Origin of the sequence: Pseudoalteromonas sp. P1-11 (assembly GCF_001399995.1) — a bacterium.
GTDB lineage: Bacteria > Pseudomonadota > Gammaproteobacteria > Enterobacterales > Alteromonadaceae > Pseudoalteromonas > Pseudoalteromonas atlantica.
Genome location: NZ_LJSP01000017.1, coordinates 40,339 through 61,052, shown reverse-complemented (window position 1 = coordinate 61,052; position 20,714 = coordinate 40,339). Strand labels below are relative to the sequence as shown.

The window sequence follows — 20,714 nt, the reverse complement described above, 5'->3', positions numbered from 1 at the left end:
GCGCCGCGATTTAATCGCCCCTAGATTGAACAAATTTCAATCCGCAAAAATCAACACGCCCTCAGTTTGGCTGATTCTACAGACACCAAGCCATCGTTTTTACCTTTAAAATAATGCTGTGTCAGGGGGGATGCTTTAGTACCGGCTATTACGCCTAAATCAATGTCCAGCTCATTTATGGTGTTGCCCAAACTCTTACTGCCTGTAATTAGAGATTGGCTTACACCGCCGGCTATATGCATTAACCATGAACCATTTAAATGATTAGCTAATTCGCTGCCTTTGTTAGGCGTACCAATTAACACCACATTTCCAAGTGTATTACCATTAAATACCCGAGGGTTATTTTGCAAGTAGGCTCTAATAACTAAGCCACCTAGGGAGTGGCCGACAAAATGTACTTTACTCGCATTAGCAATACAGGCATTAATTTGTGTGGTTGTTTGCGTAAATACAGCCTCAACACTTTGCCCTAAAGAGGCGTAATTTAGGCTGCATACCTTATAATGTGCACGTTTAAGCTGTTGGGCAAAATATCGCATTGCCCAATCGCTTCTGCCTAATCCATGGGCAAGTACTACCAGCTCATCATTAGGTTTATACTGCACAGGAGGATTATTGGTACTTTTACAGCCGGTTAGGAAAAGTAAAAGTATTAGGCCGATTACTAATGGTTTTTTCATTACTTTTACACCCTACACACGTTCGCTATTAGTAATTATATTGTCCATTTAAAAGCAGTGTGCTGCTCAGTAACCGCCCATAATTTGCTAAGTACAGGCTGATCTAAAGCAAACGGCTCAAGTTTGCATATTCCTACGGGGCCGCTCCAATTCCATCTTCCTGATGGGCCATAATACGCACGTTGTTTTAGGTTATGCTCGGTGGCACACATAACCTCAGGGTATGCACCTTGCTCTGCCGATTGCGCTAAGCCCATTTTTACTATTAGTGACCAGGTAAATCGGGTTGCAAAGTTAACATTATCGCCAATAAGAGAGGTATTAGCTGCACCTGGGTGACACACAAACACCTGCACATTTTTATTGGCGGCGGCTATTTTATTTTGCAGCTCATAAGCAAACATCATTTGTGCAAGTTTACTGTGGCAGTAGGTCTTATTTGGGTGGTAGTTTTTATTCCAATTCATGTCATCAAATTGAATCGTTTTAAGCCCCATTTTGTAACCTTCACTGGCCACTACAACAATACGCCCGCTAGATTGCTCTATTTTATTAAATAGCAAACCACACAGTAAAAAGTGCCCATAGTGGTTAACCCCTAACTGACTTTCAAAGCCGTCTTTAGTAAATTGCTGAGTCGCGACCTGCGCAATAGCGCCGTTACAAATAAGTGCATCTATGTGTGGCACAGTTTGTAATACCTCGTTGGCTGCATGGCGTACTGATGCAAGCTCTGCTAGGTCCATTTTTATAAAGCTCACATCGGTACTATTGCCAAACTCCTGTTTTAACTTAGCAATAGCTTCATCTGATTTTAAAGGGTTACGATTGAGCATAACTACTTTTGCGCCTTTAGCGAGTAATAGTCGGGTTGCTTCAAAGCCTGCGCCTGTATTTGCTCCCGTTATTAGATAGCATTTACCAACTAAAGAACTGAGTTGGTCGGGAGTCCAGCCAGAAGGGCCAAATGGGTTAGTTGCGCTCATTAGTTAAATTCCTATCAAAAGTTAAGTATAAATATGCAGTACAGGGCTATGCGCATTGTTCCACATTGCTTGTTAGGTAATATAACTCTCGCTACTAGGTGTAACTAGGCGATATCCTCTTTAAAACATGCCTATTTGTATCGCTGCATTGAGAGTGTGTATTTACGGTGCTAGATTAGAATTATTCTATATTTAAAGGGTATGAGTGAGTGAGCAAACACCACATTAAGCAACTTATACAAAATAGCCTGTCTTTTAACGATGTAAACAACGATGAAAATTATGCCCAAGGGCTAATAGAAACGGGTATTAAAGGTGTTCAGTTGTTTAAAGTAACGCAGGCTATGCGCTGTGCACCTGCGGTATACGAGCCGTGTATTGTTGCTATAGTCAGTGGCGCTAAAGAAGCCATACTCGATGGTAAGCATTTTATATACGATGAAAATAATTATATGTGCTGCCCTATGTCTATGCCGGTAGAAGCGGGTACACCCACGGCTTCACCTGAGAACCCCTTGCTAGGCGTTATTGTATCGCTAGATACAAAAGTGATGACCGAATTATCTATTACCATGGCTGCACAAGGTGTAAAAAAACACGCATCAGGCCCCAAAACGCAAGGGCTTACACTCGCAGCATGGGATGACTCATTTACCGATTCATTACTACGATTGCTGCAACTTGTAGGCAACCCTGTAGATATTGCGGTTTTAGGTGAAGGGCGACTGCGAGAATTATATTACGCCATATTAAACGGACAGGCAGGTAGTAGTGTGCACCAAGCCTTTGGCGTAGGAAACGACATAGCACGCTCAATTGATTATTTGGCATCTCGATTAGATGAAACCATAACCATAGACGATATGGCAGCAAAAATTGGCGTAAGTAGGGCAGTTTTGCATCGAAAATTTAAGGATGCGACCAGTATGTCGCCGATTCAATTTGTTAAATCTATGCGCTTAAATACCGCTGCGATGAAAATTGCAGCGGGTATGAACGTAAGTTCGGCGGCCATGTCGGTAGGCTATGTTAGCTCATCACAATTTAGCCGAGAATTTAAACGCATGTATGGGCAATCGCCAAAGCAGTGGAGCCAAGCAAAAGAGTTACCTCAGGAGCTTGTTGAGCAATCGATTGTTCAAACAGTTGATCAAACAACCAGCCTGAGGGATTGATCATGGATAATATAGTCATTTTTAGGGTTGTTGGTGCGGTATTAATTATTTTTGGCATAGTGTTAGCTGCCAACCCTGAGCTGATAAGCAACAAGCCAGTTCCGAATGATATTTTTAAGGCCGTAGAGCGCAGAATTTGGTGGGGGTTATTTATTGGTTTTGGCTTATTACTGCAATTTCATCATCAGCTTGTACCTTGGCAAGCTAGCATAGCGGCAACACTGTCATCGTTACTCGTAGGACTATTAATTGCAAGGCTTATTGGCATTATGTTAGATGGCTCGGTAGCAAAGCAGTGGCTAAATGTGGGTATTGAAATAGTGATACTGGCGCCTCTAATTTGGTGGTATTTAAAAGTACGCACTTAGTATCAGAGTTAAACCGCTATAAATCTTAGTATTGCCTTAGAGTGTAACGCTTAATACCTTTAAGGCATGATAAGCAAACAAAGGCGTTTACCCATGAGCCTTACTTTGAGTTAGCGCCATTTCTTCAGACCAAGGTACATAGAGTGCAGGAGTTAAGTTTTTATTATCGGCCAAAATTACTTTCGCGATTGGCCGTCCGAAATATTCAGTTGGCTCAAATGAGCAAATATCTTTTAGATTAATTGAAATATAACAATTTGCTTTTTTGATTAATAAAGCTGATTCATCCATACGTGCATGAACTGTTATTTGTAAGTTCATGTAAGGAACCATCGATACTATGTGTTCACCTAAGTGAAATCTTTCTCGCTCTATCTCATCTCCTACTGCTTTTAAATAGTTAATATATGTTTTCCAACGCTTTAAAATTAATAAGGTTAAAAATGAAATAAAACAAATTAGGCTTAAAAGAATCGAATGAAATACAGAAAATTGACCCAAATAATAAAATGCACCCGCCAGTATAAGCACAACAGCTAAATTTAATAATGACCACTTATTTGGCTGAAATTTTGAATGATTACTTTGCAAAATACATCCTTGAAGTTATGTGGTTTCTTACAGCACTAACGCAGAAACCTCCTTAAATTATTATTCAGTATTAATAGCAGATTGTATGTTTTTTTACCACCTTTAGCCTGAGTCATATTTGATAACCAGAGATACAATAATATTAACTATTGCTATATTAAAAAAATCTTTTAACTAGGAGTCCCCTTTTAATAGCAAAGCAGAAAAAAGAGCTAGCTCCTCGCTTTGCTCTTTTACTTAGCTTATTACTCCCTCAAATAATTATTTTTTAAATAGTTGTGATTATTTCAGCGATACTGCGAATAACTAGATAAGAAGGTTATGTGAGTACTATCGTGCAGTTAAAATGTTTATATAAATGTGTACAGGCTATGTTGCATTAGCCAAAGCGCCGCACTTTATTACTTTTAAAAACAGATGCATTAGAAATTAAACACAATGAAACTGTGATGAGCCAACTACGTGATGAGATTAATTTAGATGATGGATTTATGCGTAAATGAACACCAATAAAAAAGCACTGTTTGCTCAAACAATGGAGCAGCATAAAGGCATTATTTATAAAATAGTTAACTCTTACTGTCAAAACCAACACGACAGGCAAGACCTAGCGCAAGAAATACTCACCACCATGTGGCTTGCTTATGATAATTACGACAAAGACTATAAGTTTTCTACGTGGATATACCGAATAGCACTGAATGTGGCGATTTCATATTACCGCAAAGACAGTAAACGAGAAGATAAAGCCAATGAAAGTGAGCAGTGCATTGTGCACATAGCCGACCTCTCAGCGCACAATGATAAAAGCGAAGAGGTTAAGCAGCTTTATGAATTTATAGCAAAGCTCGATAAGTTAAATAAAGCCATAGTATTGCTGTATTTAGAAGGCGAACCCCATCAAAGCATAGCGACGAGTTTAGGCATAAGTAAAACCAACGTCGCTACGCGAATTGGCCGCATTAAAGAAACACTAAAAAATCAATTTGAAAAACAGGGGGCTTAAAATGAATTTAGATAACATCAAAAACACATGGCAGCAGCAAAATAGTGTTAACGAATCGGCCATTACAATAAACCAATCACTGCTGAGCGAAACAAAAGTGAATAAACAAATGAAAGAGCTTAATGCTATGAAGTGGGCACGTATTATTGAAAGCGCAGCCTTTTTTTTTATTATTGTTTTATTGGGGCAGTATATTGCAAATAACTTTAGTGTTTCAGCGCCTTCAATATCTGCGTTGATACTGAGTGTATTTTCCATTGCTGGCCTTGCAGGTAATATCGGCCAAATAGTGCATATTGCTAACGTTGATTATGCAAAGCCAATTAGCCAACTTCAAAAAGACGTTTACCGCCTTTGCTCACATAAATTACAACTAACTAAGTTGTTACTTATGTCAGCTCCTTTTTATATGGCTTATGTTTTTATTGGCTTTGATGTGCTATTTGAAATTGACTTGTATGCACACCTAGAGCAACACATGGTTTGGTTTTATAGCGTGTCATCGCTTCTACTTTTAATAATTACAAGCTGCGTATTAGCTAAATTAAACTACACAAATATTAAAGCGCCTTGGGTTAAACGCACCATTGCATTTATTGTCGGTGAGCGTTTAGTAAATATGGCGCAATTTATAAATAATATAGACTCGACAGACAGCTAATTAATTAGCTGTCTAACTTTCAAAATACCCAAAATAGAGTTATTCGAGGTTATTCTGTTTTTTCTTTAAACTCACACAAGTCTTCAATAATACAGCTGCCGCATTTAGGCTTACGTGCTACGCAGGTGTAGCGCCCGTGTAGTATTAACCAGTGGTGTACGTCTACTTTAAATTCTTTAGGAACAACCTTTTCAAGTTTTTGCTCAACGGCGACTACATCTTTGCCCATCGCAAATTTGGTGCGGTTTGAAACACGAAAAATATGCGTGTCTACGGCAATGGTTGGCCAGCCGAAGGCTGTGTTGAGCACTACATTTGCGGTTTTTCGGCCAACACCGGGTAGGGCTTCTAGAGCTTCGCGGTTCTCGGGAACAATGCCGTTATGTTGATCAACCAATATTTGGCACATTTTGTACACGTTTGCGGCTTTTGAATTAAATAACCCAATGGTTTTTATATAATCGCGAAGCGCATCGTGGCCAATATCTAAAATGGCTTGTGGCGTATTAGCAACCGGAAATAATTTACGGGTGGCTTTATTTACCCCTACATCGGTGGCTTGTGCAGAGAGCGTAACAGCTACTAGTAGCTCAAATGGGCTTGAGTATTCAAGCTCGGTTTCTGGATGCGGGTTTTGCTCGCGCAAGCGCGAGAGTATTTGGTGACGTTTTTCTTTATTCATGCAACTTAAAACGCATTAGCTAATAGCGTTAATGCGTTTTCCCCTTAAGTTAAGCTAGTAACACGTGCGCGTGGGCCTTTTTCGGCTTCTGGCGGCGTTACTTGTTTTGATTTTATTTGTGCGTCAATAACATTTTTTGCTGCTATTAGCAGCCCAAGCCCTAAAAAGGCGCCGGGTGGTAAAATAGCGAGTAAAAACTGGCTATCGAAACTAAATATTTCCAAGCGTAGGCTTTGTGCCCATGGCCCTAGAAGCAAATCGGCTCCATCAAATAATGTACCTTGGCCTATCAGTTCGCGCATTGCACCGAGCACTAACAGTACGGCCATAAAGCCTAAGCCCATCATTAGGCCATCGAATGCAGACAGGTGAACAGGATTTTTAGAAGCATACGCCTCTGCACGGCCAATAATGGCGCAGTTAGTTACTATTAGTGGAATAAATATGCCTAATGATTGATACAAGCCAAAAGTGTACGCATTCATAAGTAGCTGAACTATGGTCACAAAGCCTGCGATAATCATTACAAATACTGGAATACGAATGTCTTTAGGCACCCAATTACGCACAACTGAAACAGTAATATTAGAGCCTACTAAAACTAATAAAGTGGCTAACCCTAGGCCAAGTGCGTTGGTTACAGTTGATGTAACAGCTAAAAGCGGGCATAAACCGAGTAGCTGCACTAGCGCGGGGTTATTAGCCCATACGCCTTCTTTGTATAAGGTTTTTAACTCACTCATTGTGTTACCTCTTGGCAAGCATTAGGCTGTTTAAAAATGGCGTCAAAGTTAGTTTTTGCAAATAATACGGCATTTTTTACCGAGCCTACCACGGCGCGAGGGGTAATTGTTGCGCCGGTAAATTGGTCAAACTGGCCGCCATCTTTTTTTACCGCCCAACGGGCATCGTCTTCACTTTGAACCGTTAAATCGTTAAATGTAGTGATCCACAGCGACTTTTTAACTTCTACTTTGTCGCCTAAGCCGGGCGTTTCTTCGTGCTTAGTAGTACGAACGCCGGCAATGGTGCCATCAGCATGTACGGCGGTTAATAAGTTAATATCGCCACTGTAACCACTAGGTGTTATGTGTCTTATTACAAGTGCAACAGGTTGCTGATTTTTATAAGCGCGGTAAATAACTTGCTCGGGGTAAGGACCAAGTTGTTCGTCGCTCATAATTACGCAATTTGTATTGAGCTGATTATCGTAGCTGCTTGGGTTTAATACCTCTTGTAATTGTGAGGTTAATTGCAAGCGTTCTTGCTCGGCAATTTTATCGGCGGTAAAGGCATCAATTGAGGCAACTAAGCCTGTTGTTATCAGTGCAAAGGCCGTTAATATCGCGCCATTTTTAGCCATTGATGAAATAATCATTTTACTGCTCCGTGGCCATAAGTGCGTGGTTGGGTGTAGTAATCAATCAGCGGTACAGCAATATTAATTAATAATACACTAAAGGCTACCGCATCAGGGAAACCACCAAAGGTGCGAATTAAATACACCAACAAGCCAATTAACGCGCCATAAATTAAGCGCCCTTTATTGGTAGTTGCAGCCGAAACAGGATCGGTGGCGATAAAAAATGCGCCCATCATGGTTGCGCCACTTAATAGGTGAAATACCATACCCGGCTCGGTACCCGGTGCGGCAATATAGCCAATGGCACTGCACAGCGCTAGTGAGCCTATAAAGCTTACTGGAATATGCCAGTTTATAATTTTAGCTTTTAAAAGGTATAAACCACCGGCTAAAAAGCCTAGGTTAACCCATAGCCAACCAAGCCCAGCCCATTGAGAAAAAATCGGCTTTTGCATGCTTTCGCTAACGGTTAGACCATGTGCTACATCTGTTTTAACTGTATCAAGCGGGGTGGCCATAGTGAGGCCATCAACGCCGGCACGGACTTGATCAACACTAAAGCCCAGAGCGGTAAAATCAGTAAATATAAGGCGTAATTGGTCAATAAAGCCAATTGGGGCATTAAGTAAATCGGTAACGGGTAACCAAGCGGTCATTTGCACCGGAAACGAGACTAAAAGTAGTACGTATGCGGCCATTGCTGGGTTAAATAAGTTAAACCCAAGCCCACCATAAAGTTGCTTTACAATCACAATGGCAAATAAACAGCCAATAATAATGACCCACCAAGGCGCCAGCGGCGGAATACTCAGTGCTAACAGCACACCAGTAAGCCAAGCACTACCATCACTCAATGCAGGCCAAACAGGGCGTTTACGCATTAACATAATGGCTGCTTCAAATACGCTTACAGCAACAAGTGCCAGTACTAACTGAATAAGTACGCCAGTCCCAAAAAATACCACTTGCGCTATTAGCCCAGGAATACACGCAGCAATTACGGTTAGCATTAATCGCGTTAACGACTTATGGCTATGGTTGTGCGGCGAACTGGCCATGGTTAATTTCATGACTGATCATTTCCTTCTTTTTGTAACTTTTTAGCTTTGGCGCGCGCTATTGCGGCGGCCACGGCGGCTTTTTTCTTCTCTGCAGCAGTTTGCTCAGAGGCCGTTTGCTCAGAGTCTGAACCGCTGCTGGTTTGTGGCTCATTGCTGTGTTCAGGTGCGCTGTGTTCACTTGCTGCTGATTGCTCTGCTTCTTTAGCGGCTTTTTTAGCTTTAGCGCGGGCAATAGCAGCAGCTACGGCCGCTTTTTTGTCATCAGCAGGAGAGTGTGTTTGTGAGTTTTCAGGCTCAACTTCACCTGTTTGCTCAGCAGCACTTGGTTCATCTGATTGCTGGGCTTGCGCAGCCGCTTTAGCAGCTTTTTTAGCTTTAGCACGCGCGATAGCAGCAGCTACCGCTGCTTTTTTATCATCTGCGGGCGCGGGGGCTTCATCGCTTTGTGGCTCTGCTTCTTGCTCAGCTTGCGCTGCTTTTTTAGCTTTAGCGCGAGCAATAGCAGCAGCTACTGCTGCTTTTTTGTCATCAGCTGGGGCGGGAGCTTCATCGCTTTGTGGCTCTGCAGTTTGCTCAGCTTGCGCCGCTTTTTTAGCTTTAGCGCGTGCAATAGCAGCAGCTACGGCAGACTTTTTATCATCAGGTGTTGGTGATGACTCGCCCTCGGCAGCTTTTTGTTCTTTATATTTACGTGCTTTTTCTTTACGTAGTGCACGCTCTTTAGCTACTTCACTGTTATCTGGCTCTAGCTCTTCACCTTGCTGTTTTTTTGCTTTGGCGCGGGCAATTGCAGCGGCTACAGCTGATTTTTCATCGCCATCTGATGATTTGCTCTTAACGCGGGCAAGGGCATCCGCTACTTTTTGCTTTTCATCTGGTGTTTTTGCCGCTGGTTTACGTTTATGGCGGTTTTGACGTTCTTGTTGCTCGCGCTCTAGGCGTTCTTTACGGGCGTCAAAGCGCTCTTTTGCTCTATCGGCTTTAATTTTTTCGGCTTGTTGCTCTTTTATTTCTACTTTTGCTACGCGGTAATACTGCACCAGTGGAATTTCGCTTGGGCATACATACGCACACGCACCACATTCAATACAATCAAATAAGTTGTGCTCTTGTAATTTGTCGTATTCTTTTGATTTTGCAAACCATTGTAATTGCTGGGGTAATAACGAAGCAGGGCAGGCATCTGCACAGGCACTACACCGTATACAGGCTTTTTCAGGCCCAGGCTCTGCCAGCTCTTTATGATCGGGGGCTAAAATACAGTTGGTGGTTTTAATTACCCCAATACGCACAGTCGGTAAGGTAAAGCCCATCATCGGCCCGCCCATAACAACGCGCTGCTGGGGGACGGGTGAAAAACCTTGGCAATCAAGCAGGTGCTTAACTTCGGTGCCTAATAATGCCCATACATTACCCGCATTATGAATGGTGTTACCTGTTACTGTAACAACGCGTTCTATAAGCGGTTTACCTTCGTACACCGCTTGTTGCACAGCAAACAAAGTTCCTGTGTTGTGCACTAAAATACCAATATCGGCAGGAATACCGCCACTGGGTACTTCACGGTTTGTAAGTAATTTAATTAATTGTTTTTCGCCACCCGATGGATAAACAGTAGGCACCGTTTGAATAACAATATTGGCGTTGTGCTCTGCGGCACTTTTCATAGCCGCTATGGCTTCGGGCTTATTATCTTCAATGCCAACAATACACAGTGTCGGGTTTAAAATTTGTTGCATTAGCTCAATGCCTTGCACTACTTGCTTGGCATGTTCACGCATTAACACATCGTCGGCTGTTATGTATGGTTCGCACTCAACAGCATTAACAATTAAAAACTCAATAGGTTGTTTTATATCGGCTTTTACATAAGTAGGAAAGCCAGCTCCACCCATACCACTTATACCTGCTTGATGAATTATATCGACTAATTCATCGTGGCTAAGCTCACTTGGGTTAGGTGTTGGGGTTAGTTCGCACCATTGATCTTTGCCATCAGGCTCAATAATAATACTTAGCTCAGGTAAAGCCGATGGATGCGCCGAAGGCATAGAGGCAATATCTGTTATGGTGCCAGAGCTGGGCGCATGTACAGGCACAGACCAATTTGCAACGGGCACGCTAAGTGCTTGGCCTTTTAATACCTGTTGGCCTTTTTCTACAATTAATTTACCGTTAGCACCAATGTGCTGTTTAATTGGTACAACTAACTTATCAGGTAGAGGAAGCCTAGCAATACGCGCACTGTTAGAGAGTGTTTTTTGTTGTGGTGGATGCACGCCGCCCGGGAATGCCCAAACAGTGCCTTTTTTAATTTGTTCAAGTAACTTTTCCACTCAAACCTCTAATCTATTTGCGTGACAGGAATAGCATCAAGTTGCCATTTCCAGTTTTGTTTTGTTTCGGCTACAGGCAGCATATCAATGCAATCTACAGGGCAGGGCTCTACACATAAATCGCAGCCGGTACATTCTTCTATTAGTACAGTGTGCATTTGGCGTGTAGCACCAACAATGGCATCCACAGGGCATGCCTGAATACACTTAGTACAGCCTATGCACTCGTCTTCGCGAATATAGGCCACTGTTTTTATCGGCTCTGCTTGTTCGCCACCGGCAAGCGGTTTAGGCTCTACGCCCATTAAATCGGCTAGCTTTTTAACCGTTGCTTCTCCGCCTGGTGGGCATTTATTAATTTCATCCCCGTTGGCAATTGCCTCAGCGTAGGGACGACAGCCCGGATAGCCACACTGGCCACACTGGGTTTGCGGTAAAATGGTATCTATTTGCTCAACAATTGGGTCGCCTTCTACACGAAAGCGAATAGCTGCAAAGCCTAAAATAAGTCCAAAAACAAGCGCTAGCGAGCCAAGCGCTATCAAGGCATACATTAAGGTCATATTAAAACTTCACTAATCCGGTAAATCCCATAAACGCCATCGACATTAAGCCGGCGGTGATCATGGCTATTGAGGCGCCTTTAAATGGGGTAGGAACATCTGCAGCAGCAAGGCGTTCGCGCAGCGCTGCAAATAATACAAGTACTAATGAAAAGCCAACGGCTGCGCCAAAACCATACACGGCCGATTGTAAAAAGGTGTGACCTTCTTTTATGTTAAGAAGCGCAACACCTAATACCGCACAGTTAGTGGTGATCAGCGGTAAAAATATGCCCAGTAAACGGTATAGAGTCGGGCTAGTTTTACGCACAACCATTTCAGTAAATTGCACCACAACGGCAATCACTAAAATAAAGCTCATGGTGCGTAAAAATTCGATATCTAGCGGCGCTAAAATATATTGATTAACTAAATAGCTTGTAACAGAGGCAAGAGTAAGCACAAACGTGGTTGCTAAAGACATACCAATAGCGGTATCAAGCTTGCCTGATACACCCATAAATGGACATAAGCCTAAAAATTGTACTAATACAAAGTTATTAACTAGAACGGTTCCAATCAATAACAAGACATATTCTGTCATGTGTGCCTCGCGCTATTAAAATCCTGTGTATTATCCTTTTTTCTGCCCCGATAAACAACATATGCGAGTCGTTATCAGTTAAATAAACACAGTAAAATAATTAAGCGATCACAAAGCTGTAAAATTTATGTGATTTTAAAGTAAGCGAAAAATTAAACAGTTAAACGCAAAAAAGAGCACATGTGCTCTTTTTTACTTTAATTAAGGGTAGGCGCTAAATATCTTTAGGTTTTTCTATGTAATAACCTTGTACGCCGTCTAGGCAAAGCGTTTCTACTATGTGTTTTTCTTCTTGGCTTTCAACGCCCTCTGCAAACACACTCACACCAATGCGGTGGGCTAAATCAACCATTAGGCGCATAAAGTATTGATTGTTTTTATCATCTTCTAGGCCGCGGGTGTAACTTGCATCCATTTTAATAAAGTCTGGTTTTAAATCACGGAAAAACTTAAACGACGTTAGTCCTACACCAAAGCGTTCAACCGTTACGCGGGCACCTACGCGATGCACCATATCAATAAAACGTTTACTGGCTTTAATATTTTGCTGTAGGCCAAACTCACTTACTTCAAATACTAATTTAGAGGCTATATGTGTATCTTTTAATAAGCGGCGCTCTAACCAAATAACAAATTGATCGTTATGTGCACTTGAGGCGGTTACATTCAGGCCAAAAAATTTTTCAGAGAGATTACGGCTTTTAATTTTTTCAAGTGATGAGTCAATAATTAATCGGTCAATTTCTATGGCCATATCGAGTTTTTCAGCCATGGCTAAAAACGAGGCCGTAGGAAGCACTTGGTTATCTTCGGTTTTAAAGCGCACTTGTATCTCTGCATACGCCTTAATACTTTTACCCAGCGGCATAATATTTTGCATTACTAAGTGAACACGTTTTGATTCAATCACTTCGTTAATCACTTTACGCCAGTTTTGGTTACCAAACCCTGCACTTACATTGTTAACTAAATCGGTTTCGCGCTGCACATGCCATGCATTTACTTGCTTAGATTGCGCCATGCTCATTGCGTTATCGACAACCGATAATAGCTCACCCAGCGGTTTGCCTTTTTCGTAGCCCACAATACCTGTATTAGCCACAGAGCTGAGCTCTTGATTTTGTTGATATTGAGTAAAGCGCGATTGCAGGTTTTCACCAAAACGCTCTGCTTCTTTAAGTGGGGTATTAGGCAGTACAATGGCAAAGTCTGAGCTATTTAGCCTAAATACTTGGCTGCCGGTGTAAGTGCCGCTTATATGCTTAATTATATCCGCCACACCTTTAACGTAGTCATCACCTTTTTGGTAGCCACGGCTTTGGTTTATAGTTTGCAGCTCACTACAGCGTACAAGCGCTAACGAACCAAACGTACTGCGCTCACTGTTTTCAATGTGTTTTTCGTAATATTCAACAAACATATTACGGTTACCTAATTCGGTAATTACATCTTTATAGGCTTCTTGTTTGATACTTAGGGCAGCGTTTTGAATATCATCATTTTTATTTTTTAAAAAATGCGAAAGGCGATTAAAGCTCGGGACTAAATCTTTACCTAGCTTTTTCATTTTACTGGCATCAAGTGCGGTGTCTAAGTCGTCGCCAATTTGATTTTGGTTAATGTAAATGTCTATTACATCGGCAACGGTCATGCTGATATTTTTATTTAAGCTATGAAAAATAGACTTCATTAACATGATAGGAATAATCACTAAAAAGGCAGAAATAAATATAACTATAAATAACGAGGTTTGTAGCTGCTGCGCTAAACGTTCAATGTTGAGGGTAAATTCTACTTTTATATCTGCAGCGTCGTTAACGGCAAACTGTGGGCGAACCGAATTAAAGCTAGATTGAATAAATTCAGCAAACATGGGCAGTTGGGTAGGGGAGTTAACTGAAAATACCTCAGCCCCTTGGTAGTCTCTTAGTATAAAGCTTGAAAACGTTTTACCATCGCCAATCGCTTTTTTTATACTTTCAGGCGAAAGCTCATCACTTGTTAAGCTGTTAATGTAACGTGTTACACTGGTTTGCGCTGAAGTTTGTGCTTCACTTACTGCATTATTAAAGCTTACAGATATGAAGTAGCTTCCAGCCGCAACACATACAAGCCAAGACAGGATTTGTATAAAAATAAGTTTTTTAAAGCCAGCCATGTTATCAATCTTTTAATAGTTCAAAAGGAAAGGAATCAGGTCCTTGATCATTCAACTAATAGCAACACATTAGAATAGATATTATGTTTTAGTTATAAAGCAGAAGAGTAGTGGAAAATTACTGAAATGCGGATTAACAGTCCGTCGCTCTAACCAACTGAGCTAAGGGGGAATCGTTTATGATTGAAAAACTTGGCTCCCCCTCCCCGACTCGAACGGGGGACCTGCGGATTAACAGTCCGTCGCTCTAACCAACTGAGCTAAGGGGGAAGCGTCATGCCTTTCAACGGGGCGAAATATTAATGATGGAGCCGCAAAGTGTCAACATATAAAAGTCATAAATTTAAAAAAGAAGTTTATTCGTTGTTTTTATGTTCGATCTGCGCATTTTATAACTCTATTTATGCAAAACACGGCGGTAAATCTCTATTTAGACTCACACCAATGTGAAAAAAACAGCGCCGATAAAATAGCCATTGTTTAATTTATGTGTAAAAAATGCCGCTGAGACAAAATTTATCGCGGCAAATCAGTAAATTTGTATTTAACCTGGTTGTCATAAAACCGAGTATAAATTTAGATAGCAGATCTTTTTAAAAAATCCAGCAGGGTAGTTTTTTCGTATTACGGTATTTAAGAGGGGTTAAACTAATAAAGCCGTGGCTGAAAACTTTATTTTAAAAAGCTGTACAAAAACAAAACAATCAATAAGTTGCTAAATATTTGCGTTAACTAATTAAGTCACTTATAGCTGTATTAGGCACAAAGATTTGGCTTAGCTTAATTTTTTGTTTGCAAGCATCGATAAGTTTTTAACTTTAACTTTGAGCAAAGGTTGGACCTGAGCTGAATTTTAGCCAGCGCGCAAGCCTTTATAAATGCGGGCTCAGCTGAGTTATCCACGGTTTCTGTGGATAACTCTGTTTATGAAACTTTAAGAACACTGTCCCGACCAGAGTTTTAGGGCGCTACAACGATTTCAAGCTTTTAAAACGATTTTTTTATTACTATAAAAAACATAGGGTTATAAATGCATGCTGAATTACCATGCAACGATGAGTAAATTAATTCGTTACGATAAAGATTAATACCGCGCTGTGTAAAAATTCAGCGAATTTGCAGGGTTAAATGTTAAAAAAGTAATAAAAATGTTCACTTATTGTTTTTTGGCGCTCTAAGGGCGTATTTGTGCACAAATGCTTAAAAATTCAACTTTAGCTATTTTTTTAATTGTTGCTTTATTATTAGTATGAAATCCATTGATAAATCCGTGGCTTGAATTGCTATGATGCTTTAAAATGGCTCGCTCAGTAAAAGAGGCTTATTTATTCCATGCGCGAAACTTCACATTCTCAATCACGCCCAGATTTACTTAACGATCCCATCTTGCCTACATTGAAAAAAATGACCATCCCGATGATATTTGGCATGGTCACGCTAATGATGTTCAATATAGTCGATACATTTTTTATCAGTATGTTGGGCACAGAGCCCCTTGCGGCGGTAAGCTTTACGTTTCCGGTAACCTTTACGGTAATAAGCCTAGCCATAGGTTTAGGTATTGGCACATCAGCGGTGATAGCGAAAGCCTTAGGCAGTAATAAAATAGAAGAGGCGCGTTTTGATGCCAGTGTGTCGCTTATTGTGGCGCTACTATTAGTTATTTTACTTTCGTTTGTTGGATATTTACTAATCGACCCAATATTCACTTTATTAGGGGCCGGACAATTAGTGCTGCCACTTATTCATGAGTATATGAATATTTGGTTTATTGGCAGCGTATTTTTAATTACCCCCATGATAGGTAATTCGGTATTGCGAGCCAGTGGCGATACTAAAACACCCAGCATAGTAATGGGTGGGGCAGGGCTTATTAATGCCATACTCGATCCTATTTTAATATTTGGCTGGGGCCCAGTACCGGCATTAGGCATTCAAGGTGCCGCTATTGCCAGTGTTATTGCCTGGGGCGTAGCGGTTATTATTATTTTATATGTGCTGGGCATTAAAAAGCGGCTATTAAGCTTAAAAGCCGGTAATCAAACTGCGGCAAGCGCAATTAAAAAAGTACTTAAAATAGGTTTACCCGCAGCGGGGGCTAACATGCTTACCCCAGTAGCAATGGCAGTGATGACCGCACTCGTTGCCAATCATGGACCCGAAGCGGTTGCCGCTTTTGGTGTGGGCAGCCGTATTGAATCAATTGCCAGTATCTTAGTGCTGGCCTTATCGATGACATTGCCTCCTTTTGTTAGCCAAAACTTTGGGGCGGGTAAATTAGGCCGCGTAAAAGAGGCGTACATTGGTACGCTTAAATTTGTGATGATATGGCAATTTGCTATTTATATTTTACTCATTGCGCTGTCAGGGGTAATAAGCCAATTATTTGGTAAAGAACAAGCTGTAATCGATGTTATTAAGCTCTTTATATACACCATACCGCTAAGTTATGGTTTTCAAGGGGTGATCATTTTATCAAATTCATCGTTTAATGCTTTACACAAACCTATGAATGCATTGTTTTTAAGTATTATTCGTTTGTTTGTTTTTTACCTGCCTTTTGCTTATGTAGGCAGTATGCTAGGTGGCTTGATTGGTTTATTTATTGGCGCTGCAATCGGTAATGTATTCACAGGGTTAGTCGCGTACAAATGGTTTGTAAAAGAGCTAGATGCAATATGCAGTAACACGGTAACGGAGTAAATGAATGAGTGATCACTTTGAGCTAAAGTCACAATTTAAACCCGCGGGCGATCAACCCACAGCGATTAAACAGCTTGAAGAAGGCTTAGAAGCCGGGCTTGCGCATCAAACCTTACTCGGTGCTACAGGTACAGGTAAAACATTTACCATGGCCAATATTATTAGCGATTTAAATCGCCCAACAATAATAATGGCGCATAATAAAACACTTGCCGCGCAGTTGTATGGAGAAATGAAAGAGTTTTTTCCTAATAATGCAGTTGAGTATTTTGTATCTTACTACGATTACTACCAGCCAGAAGCCTACGTGGTTGCCAGCGATACGTTTATAGAAAAAGACGCCTCTATTAATGAGCACATAGAGCAAATGCGTTTAAGTGCTACTAAGGCATTGCTTGAGCGTCGCGATACCATAATAGTGGCCTCTGTGTCGGCTATTTATGGTTTGGGCGACCCCGACTCATACATGAAAATGATGCTGCTTTTAAAAGTAGGCGAACAGGTCGACCAACGCGATATGCTGCGCCGTTTAGCTGAGCTGCAATATACCCGTAACGACATTGACTTTAGCCGTGGTACTTACCGTGTACGTGGCGAAGTTGTTGATATATTTCCTGCCGAGTCAGACACCTATGCAGTACGCGTGGAAATGTTTGATGACGAAATAGAGCGCCTTAGTATTTTTGATCCCCTTACTGGTGCGGTAGAAAAACACATAGTACGTGCCACTATTTACCCTAAAACGCACTATGTAACTCCACGCGAAAAAATTCTTGATGCCATAGAAAAAATAAAAGCTGAGCTTAAAGAACGCAGAGCACAATTATTAAGTGCCAATAAATTAGTAGAAGAGCAGCGCATAGCGCAGCGTACACAATACGACATAGAAATGATGACCGAGCTTGGTTATTGCTCGGGCATAGAAAACTACAGCCGTTATTTGTCGGGGCGTACACCGGGCGATCCACCACCAACATTACTCGATTATCTTCCTGATGATGCATTAATGATCATCGATGAATCGCACGTAACCGTATCGCAAATTGGTGCCATGTATAAAGGCGATAGAAGCCGTAAAGAAAACCTAGTTGAATATGGCTTTAGAATGCCATCGGCGATGGATAACCGCCCATTGCGCTTTGAAGAATTTGAAGCCATAGCACCGCAAACTATTTATGTATCGGCAACGCCGGGTGATTTTGAATTAGAGCGCAGCGCAGGCGAAGTAGCAGAGCAAGTTATACGCCCAACTGGCCTGTTAGACCCAGAAATAGAAATACGCCCTGTAGGCACTCAAGTAGATGATTTACTCTCAGAAATTTATAAATGTGTAGAAAAAGGTGAGCGAGTGCTGGTTACTACGCTTACCAAGCGCATGTCAGAAGATTTAACCGATTACTTAAGCGAGCATAATGTAAAAGTACGTTACCTGCACTCAGACATAGACACAGTAGAACGCGTTGAAATAATTCGTGATTTACGCGCCGGTGTGTTTGATGTGTTAGTGGGTATTAACTTATTACGAGAAGGCCTAGATATGCCAGAAGTGGCGCTAGTTGCCATTTTAGATGCCGATAAAGAAGGCTTTTTACGCTCGGCACGTTCGCTTATTCAAACTATTGGCCGTGCTGCACGTCACCTTGATGGGCGCGCCATTTTATACGCCGACAAAGTAACTAAATCGATGGAAAAAGCGATTAGTGAAACGCAGCGCCGTCGTGAAAAACAGCATGCCTACAACATAGAGCACGGCATTGAGCCACAAGCCTTGGTTAAAAAGATCACCGATATTATGGATGTGGGCGAAGAAGCCGCACCACAAGATAACCTTAAGCTGGTACGTAAAGAGTCTAAAAAAATACTCAGTGCGAAAGAAATTGCCTCACAAATTAAACAGCTTGAAAGCAAAATGCATGCTTATGCCAGCGACCTTGAATTTGAAAAAGCCGCGTCTGTACGCGACGAAATACACGAACTACAACAACAGTTGATTAACTAAATGACACCCGATTTTTCGCCCCTAATAAGCGCGCTTGAAGATGCGCCATTACTACAAAACGAACTATGCCGCGTATTTCATGGTCGCGGCCATAGCGTGGCATCGCTAAGCCATATTAATTTAGACTTTTATCCGCCAAGCTTGTTTTTAATTTCGTACGATGAAATTGACGAAGCTACGTTAAATACACTGACCAGTACCCTTTGGGCGTGGGCGCAGCAGCATCACCCTGAATTAATATCTGCATTGGTGTATCAACAGCGCGCAGGTGTACAAAGCAGTAAACGTTTAGTGCATGGTAATCTTCCCTCGCCACATGTGGTTAAAGAAAACGGTATTGGTTTTTTAGTGGATTTAACAAGCCGCCAAAACACCGGAATATTCCCCGATATGCGAAGTGGGCGTGAGTTTGTCTCTGCCAATAGTAAACATGCAAAAGTACTTAATTTGTTTTCATACACGTGTGGTTTTTCGCTTGCGGCAATGCAAGGCGGGGCCGATCACGTTATGAACATGGATATGAGCAAAGGGGTACTCAAAGTAGGTAAGCAAAACCATCAACTCAATGGTTTTGAGCGCGGAGTGAGTTTTTTACCGCACGATATTTTAAAATCGTTTGGTAAATTAAAAAAAGCAGCGCCGTTTGATTTAATTATTGTAGACCCGCCAAGCTTTCAAAAGGGCAGCTTTATTCTAACTAAAGATTACCAAAAGGTGCTGCGCAGATTGCCCGAACTACTGTGCGATACCACACAGCTTTTATTATGCGCTAATAGCCCAGAGCTTAGCGAAGATGCGTTTAAAGCTTTAATAAACGAGCACACCCAAGGAGCAATAGAATTTGTTGAGCGCCTTGCACCAACGGCCCGTTTTGTAGAAGTAGACAGCAATAAAAGCTTAAAAGCGTTAGTGTATAAAACGGCGCATACCGCAACTTATACCAACTCGCAATAATACTTAATCATTTTAAACTAAATAGCGAATTTTTTGCCTAGCTATCAACACGTTTTTCCAGCCTCAAAATAGATCACTTAATTAAGCTAATTGGTATTAAATGAAACTGAGTAAGCGTTTAAACGCAATTAATGCGTTAATTACTAACCCCGTTGATGTTATTTGGGATTGCTGCTGCGATCATGGTTACTTAGGCATTGCACTATTAAAGCGCCGCGCTGCAAAACAGGTTAATTTTGTCGATGTGGTAGATAAAATAATGGCCGAGCTGAGCGAGCACCTTACAAATATTAGCCAAACACTGCCAAGTAATGCGCAATATAAAGTACATTGCCAAGATGTAAGAGAAATAAAGCTCGTTCCAAATGCGTTAAATACTGTAGTTATTGCAGGTGTTGGCGGCGAGCTGTTACTAAAACTTGTTACTGGCATTATTAAAAACAATTGCGCTGCATCTGTAGCAAGCACCCGCTTTATAGTTTGCCCTATACACCATACTTATCATTTGCGCAGTGGTTTAGCCAAATTAGGCTTTGGCCTTGAAAGCGAGCAATTAATCACTGAAAACAACCGCTATTATGAGCTTATAGAGGTAAGTCAACGTAGCACAGCGTTGCTCACATCTACCGGTAACAGCATGTGGGATTTAAATAATGCATCGCACAAGCAATACCTTAAACAGTTACTCACTCATTATAATAAAATGCTTAATAAAGATGAGCTTTATTATCAAAAAGTTATAACAGATTATAAAAAGCTCAGCGACGCTTAAAAATGGCTTATTTAGCGCTAATAGTGTGATCTAATGCAAGGCGCAAAAACGTAACATTAACATAGATTAT

At 41.3% G+C, this 20,714-nt stretch carries 19 protein-coding genes and 1 tRNA gene; 8 read left to right on the top strand and 12 right to left on the bottom strand.

Translation table 11 applies throughout. The features are described 5' to 3' along the window. Window positions 1-50: 50 nt before the first annotated feature. Window positions 51-683, bottom strand: a complete 633-nt coding sequence (locus tag AN390_RS18345) for an alpha/beta fold hydrolase (RefSeq protein WP_055255653.1) — start codon at window positions 681-683, stop codon at window positions 51-53. 35 nt (window positions 684-718) lie between these two features. Further along, window positions 719-1,669 carry an SDR family oxidoreductase gene (locus AN390_RS18340; RefSeq protein WP_055255652.1) on the bottom strand — a complete coding sequence of 317 codons (951 nt, stop codon included), beginning with the start codon at window positions 1,667-1,669 and terminating at the stop codon, window positions 719-721. Window positions 1,670-1,878: 209 nt separating this feature from the next. On the opposite strand from AN390_RS18340, the gene AN390_RS18335 reads away from it, so the two are divergent. Both AN390_RS18335 and AN390_RS18330 read left to right on the top strand, forming a co-directional pair. Then, window positions 1,879-2,844 (top strand): AraC family transcriptional regulator, encoded by a 966-nt coding sequence (locus AN390_RS18335; protein WP_055255651.1) that lies wholly within the window; start codon window positions 1,879-1,881, stop codon window positions 2,842-2,844. Window positions 2,845-2,846: 2 nt separating this feature from the next. Beyond that, window positions 2,847-3,212 carry a DUF4345 family protein gene (locus tag AN390_RS18330; RefSeq protein WP_024034145.1) on the top strand — a complete coding sequence of 122 codons (366 nt, stop codon included), beginning with the start codon at window positions 2,847-2,849 and terminating at the stop codon, window positions 3,210-3,212. A gap of 87 nt (window positions 3,213-3,299) precedes the next feature. On the opposite strand, the gene AN390_RS18325 is transcribed toward AN390_RS18330, so the two are convergent. Beyond that, on the bottom strand, window positions 3,300-3,803 hold the full coding sequence (locus tag AN390_RS18325) for a hypothetical protein (protein ID WP_055255650.1): 504 nt from the start codon (window positions 3,801-3,803) through the stop codon (window positions 3,300-3,302). Window positions 3,804-4,302: 499 nt separating this feature from the next. On the opposite strand from AN390_RS18325, the gene AN390_RS18320 reads away from it, so the two are divergent. Together AN390_RS18320 and AN390_RS18315 are read left to right on the top strand one after the other, a co-directional pair. Continuing rightward, window positions 4,303-4,809 carry an RNA polymerase sigma factor gene (locus AN390_RS18320; protein ID WP_055255649.1) on the top strand — a complete coding sequence of 169 codons (507 nt, stop codon included), beginning with the start codon at window positions 4,303-4,305 and terminating at the stop codon, window positions 4,807-4,809. A gap of 1 nt (window position 4,810) precedes the next feature. Further along, window positions 4,811-5,470, top strand: a complete 660-nt coding sequence (locus tag AN390_RS18315; protein ID WP_055255648.1) for a hypothetical protein — start codon at window positions 4,811-4,813, stop codon at window positions 5,468-5,470. Between the two features lie 49 nt (window positions 5,471-5,519). On the opposite strand, the gene nth is transcribed toward AN390_RS18315, so the two are convergent. From nth to AN390_RS18270, 9 genes are all read right to left on the bottom strand, one after another. Continuing rightward, window positions 5,520-6,152: an endonuclease III gene (gene nth / locus AN390_RS18310; RefSeq protein WP_055255647.1), complete on the bottom strand. Its 633-nt coding sequence runs from the start codon at window positions 6,150-6,152 to the stop codon at window positions 5,520-5,522. 44 nt (window positions 6,153-6,196) lie between these two features. Further along, window positions 6,197-6,895: an electron transport complex subunit E gene (locus AN390_RS18305; RefSeq protein WP_004589483.1), complete on the bottom strand. Its 699-nt coding sequence runs from the start codon at window positions 6,893-6,895 to the stop codon at window positions 6,197-6,199. Beyond that, window positions 6,892-7,530 (bottom strand): electron transport complex subunit RsxG, encoded by a 639-nt coding sequence (gene rsxG, locus AN390_RS18300; protein ID WP_055255646.1) that lies wholly within the window; start codon window positions 7,528-7,530, stop codon window positions 6,892-6,894. Before rsxG ends, AN390_RS18305 begins: the two co-directional genes overlap by 4 nt. Next, window positions 7,527-8,585 (bottom strand): electron transport complex subunit RsxD, encoded by a 1,059-nt coding sequence (rsxD, locus tag AN390_RS18295; RefSeq protein ID WP_004589481.1) that lies wholly within the window; start codon window positions 8,583-8,585, stop codon window positions 7,527-7,529. Before rsxD ends, rsxG begins: the two co-directional genes overlap by 4 nt. Continuing rightward, on the bottom strand, window positions 8,582-10,912 hold the full coding sequence (rsxC, locus tag AN390_RS18290; RefSeq protein ID WP_055255645.1) for an electron transport complex subunit RsxC: 2,331 nt from the start codon (window positions 10,910-10,912) through the stop codon (window positions 8,582-8,584). Before rsxC ends, rsxD begins: the two co-directional genes overlap by 4 nt. 8 nt (window positions 10,913-10,920) lie before the next feature. After that, complete coding sequence (rsxB, locus tag AN390_RS18285) at window positions 10,921-11,475, bottom strand: electron transport complex subunit RsxB (RefSeq protein ID WP_004589479.1); 555 nt, start codon at window positions 11,473-11,475, stop codon at window positions 10,921-10,923. 1 nt (window position 11,476) lies between these two features. Beyond that, window positions 11,477-12,058: an electron transport complex subunit RsxA gene (gene rsxA / locus AN390_RS18280; RefSeq protein ID WP_055255644.1), complete on the bottom strand. Its 582-nt coding sequence runs from the start codon at window positions 12,056-12,058 to the stop codon at window positions 11,477-11,479. Between the two features lie 214 nt (window positions 12,059-12,272). Next, complete coding sequence (locus AN390_RS18275; RefSeq protein ID WP_055255643.1) at window positions 12,273-14,216, bottom strand: EAL domain-containing protein; 1,944 nt, start codon at window positions 14,214-14,216, stop codon at window positions 12,273-12,275. A 193-nt stretch (window positions 14,217-14,409) separates the two neighbouring features. Then, a tRNA-Asn gene (locus AN390_RS18270) sits at window positions 14,410-14,486 on the bottom strand. A gap of 1,062 nt (window positions 14,487-15,548) precedes the next feature. Here AN390_RS18270 and AN390_RS18265 point away from each other — a divergent pair. The 4 genes from AN390_RS18265 (at window position 15,549) to AN390_RS18250 (ending at window position 20,644) form a co-directional block, all read left to right on the top strand. Further along, window positions 15,549-16,919 (top strand): MATE family efflux transporter, encoded by a 1,371-nt coding sequence (locus AN390_RS18265; protein WP_055255642.1) that lies wholly within the window; start codon window positions 15,549-15,551, stop codon window positions 16,917-16,919. A gap of 4 nt (window positions 16,920-16,923) precedes the next feature. Further along, window positions 16,924-18,918 carry an excinuclease ABC subunit UvrB gene (uvrB, locus tag AN390_RS18260; RefSeq protein ID WP_055255641.1) on the top strand — a complete coding sequence of 665 codons (1,995 nt, stop codon included), beginning with the start codon at window positions 16,924-16,926 and terminating at the stop codon, window positions 18,916-18,918. Beyond that, the gene (locus AN390_RS18255; RefSeq protein WP_055255640.1) at window positions 18,919-19,872 is read left to right on the top strand and encodes a class I SAM-dependent methyltransferase; all 954 of its coding nucleotides are present in this window, start codon (window positions 18,919-18,921) and stop codon (window positions 19,870-19,872) included. 100 nt (window positions 19,873-19,972) lie between these two features. Continuing rightward, window positions 19,973-20,644, top strand: a complete 672-nt coding sequence (locus AN390_RS18250; protein WP_055255639.1) for a tRNA (adenine(22)-N(1))-methyltransferase TrmK — start codon at window positions 19,973-19,975, stop codon at window positions 20,642-20,644. Window positions 20,645-20,714: the final 70 nt, after the last annotated feature.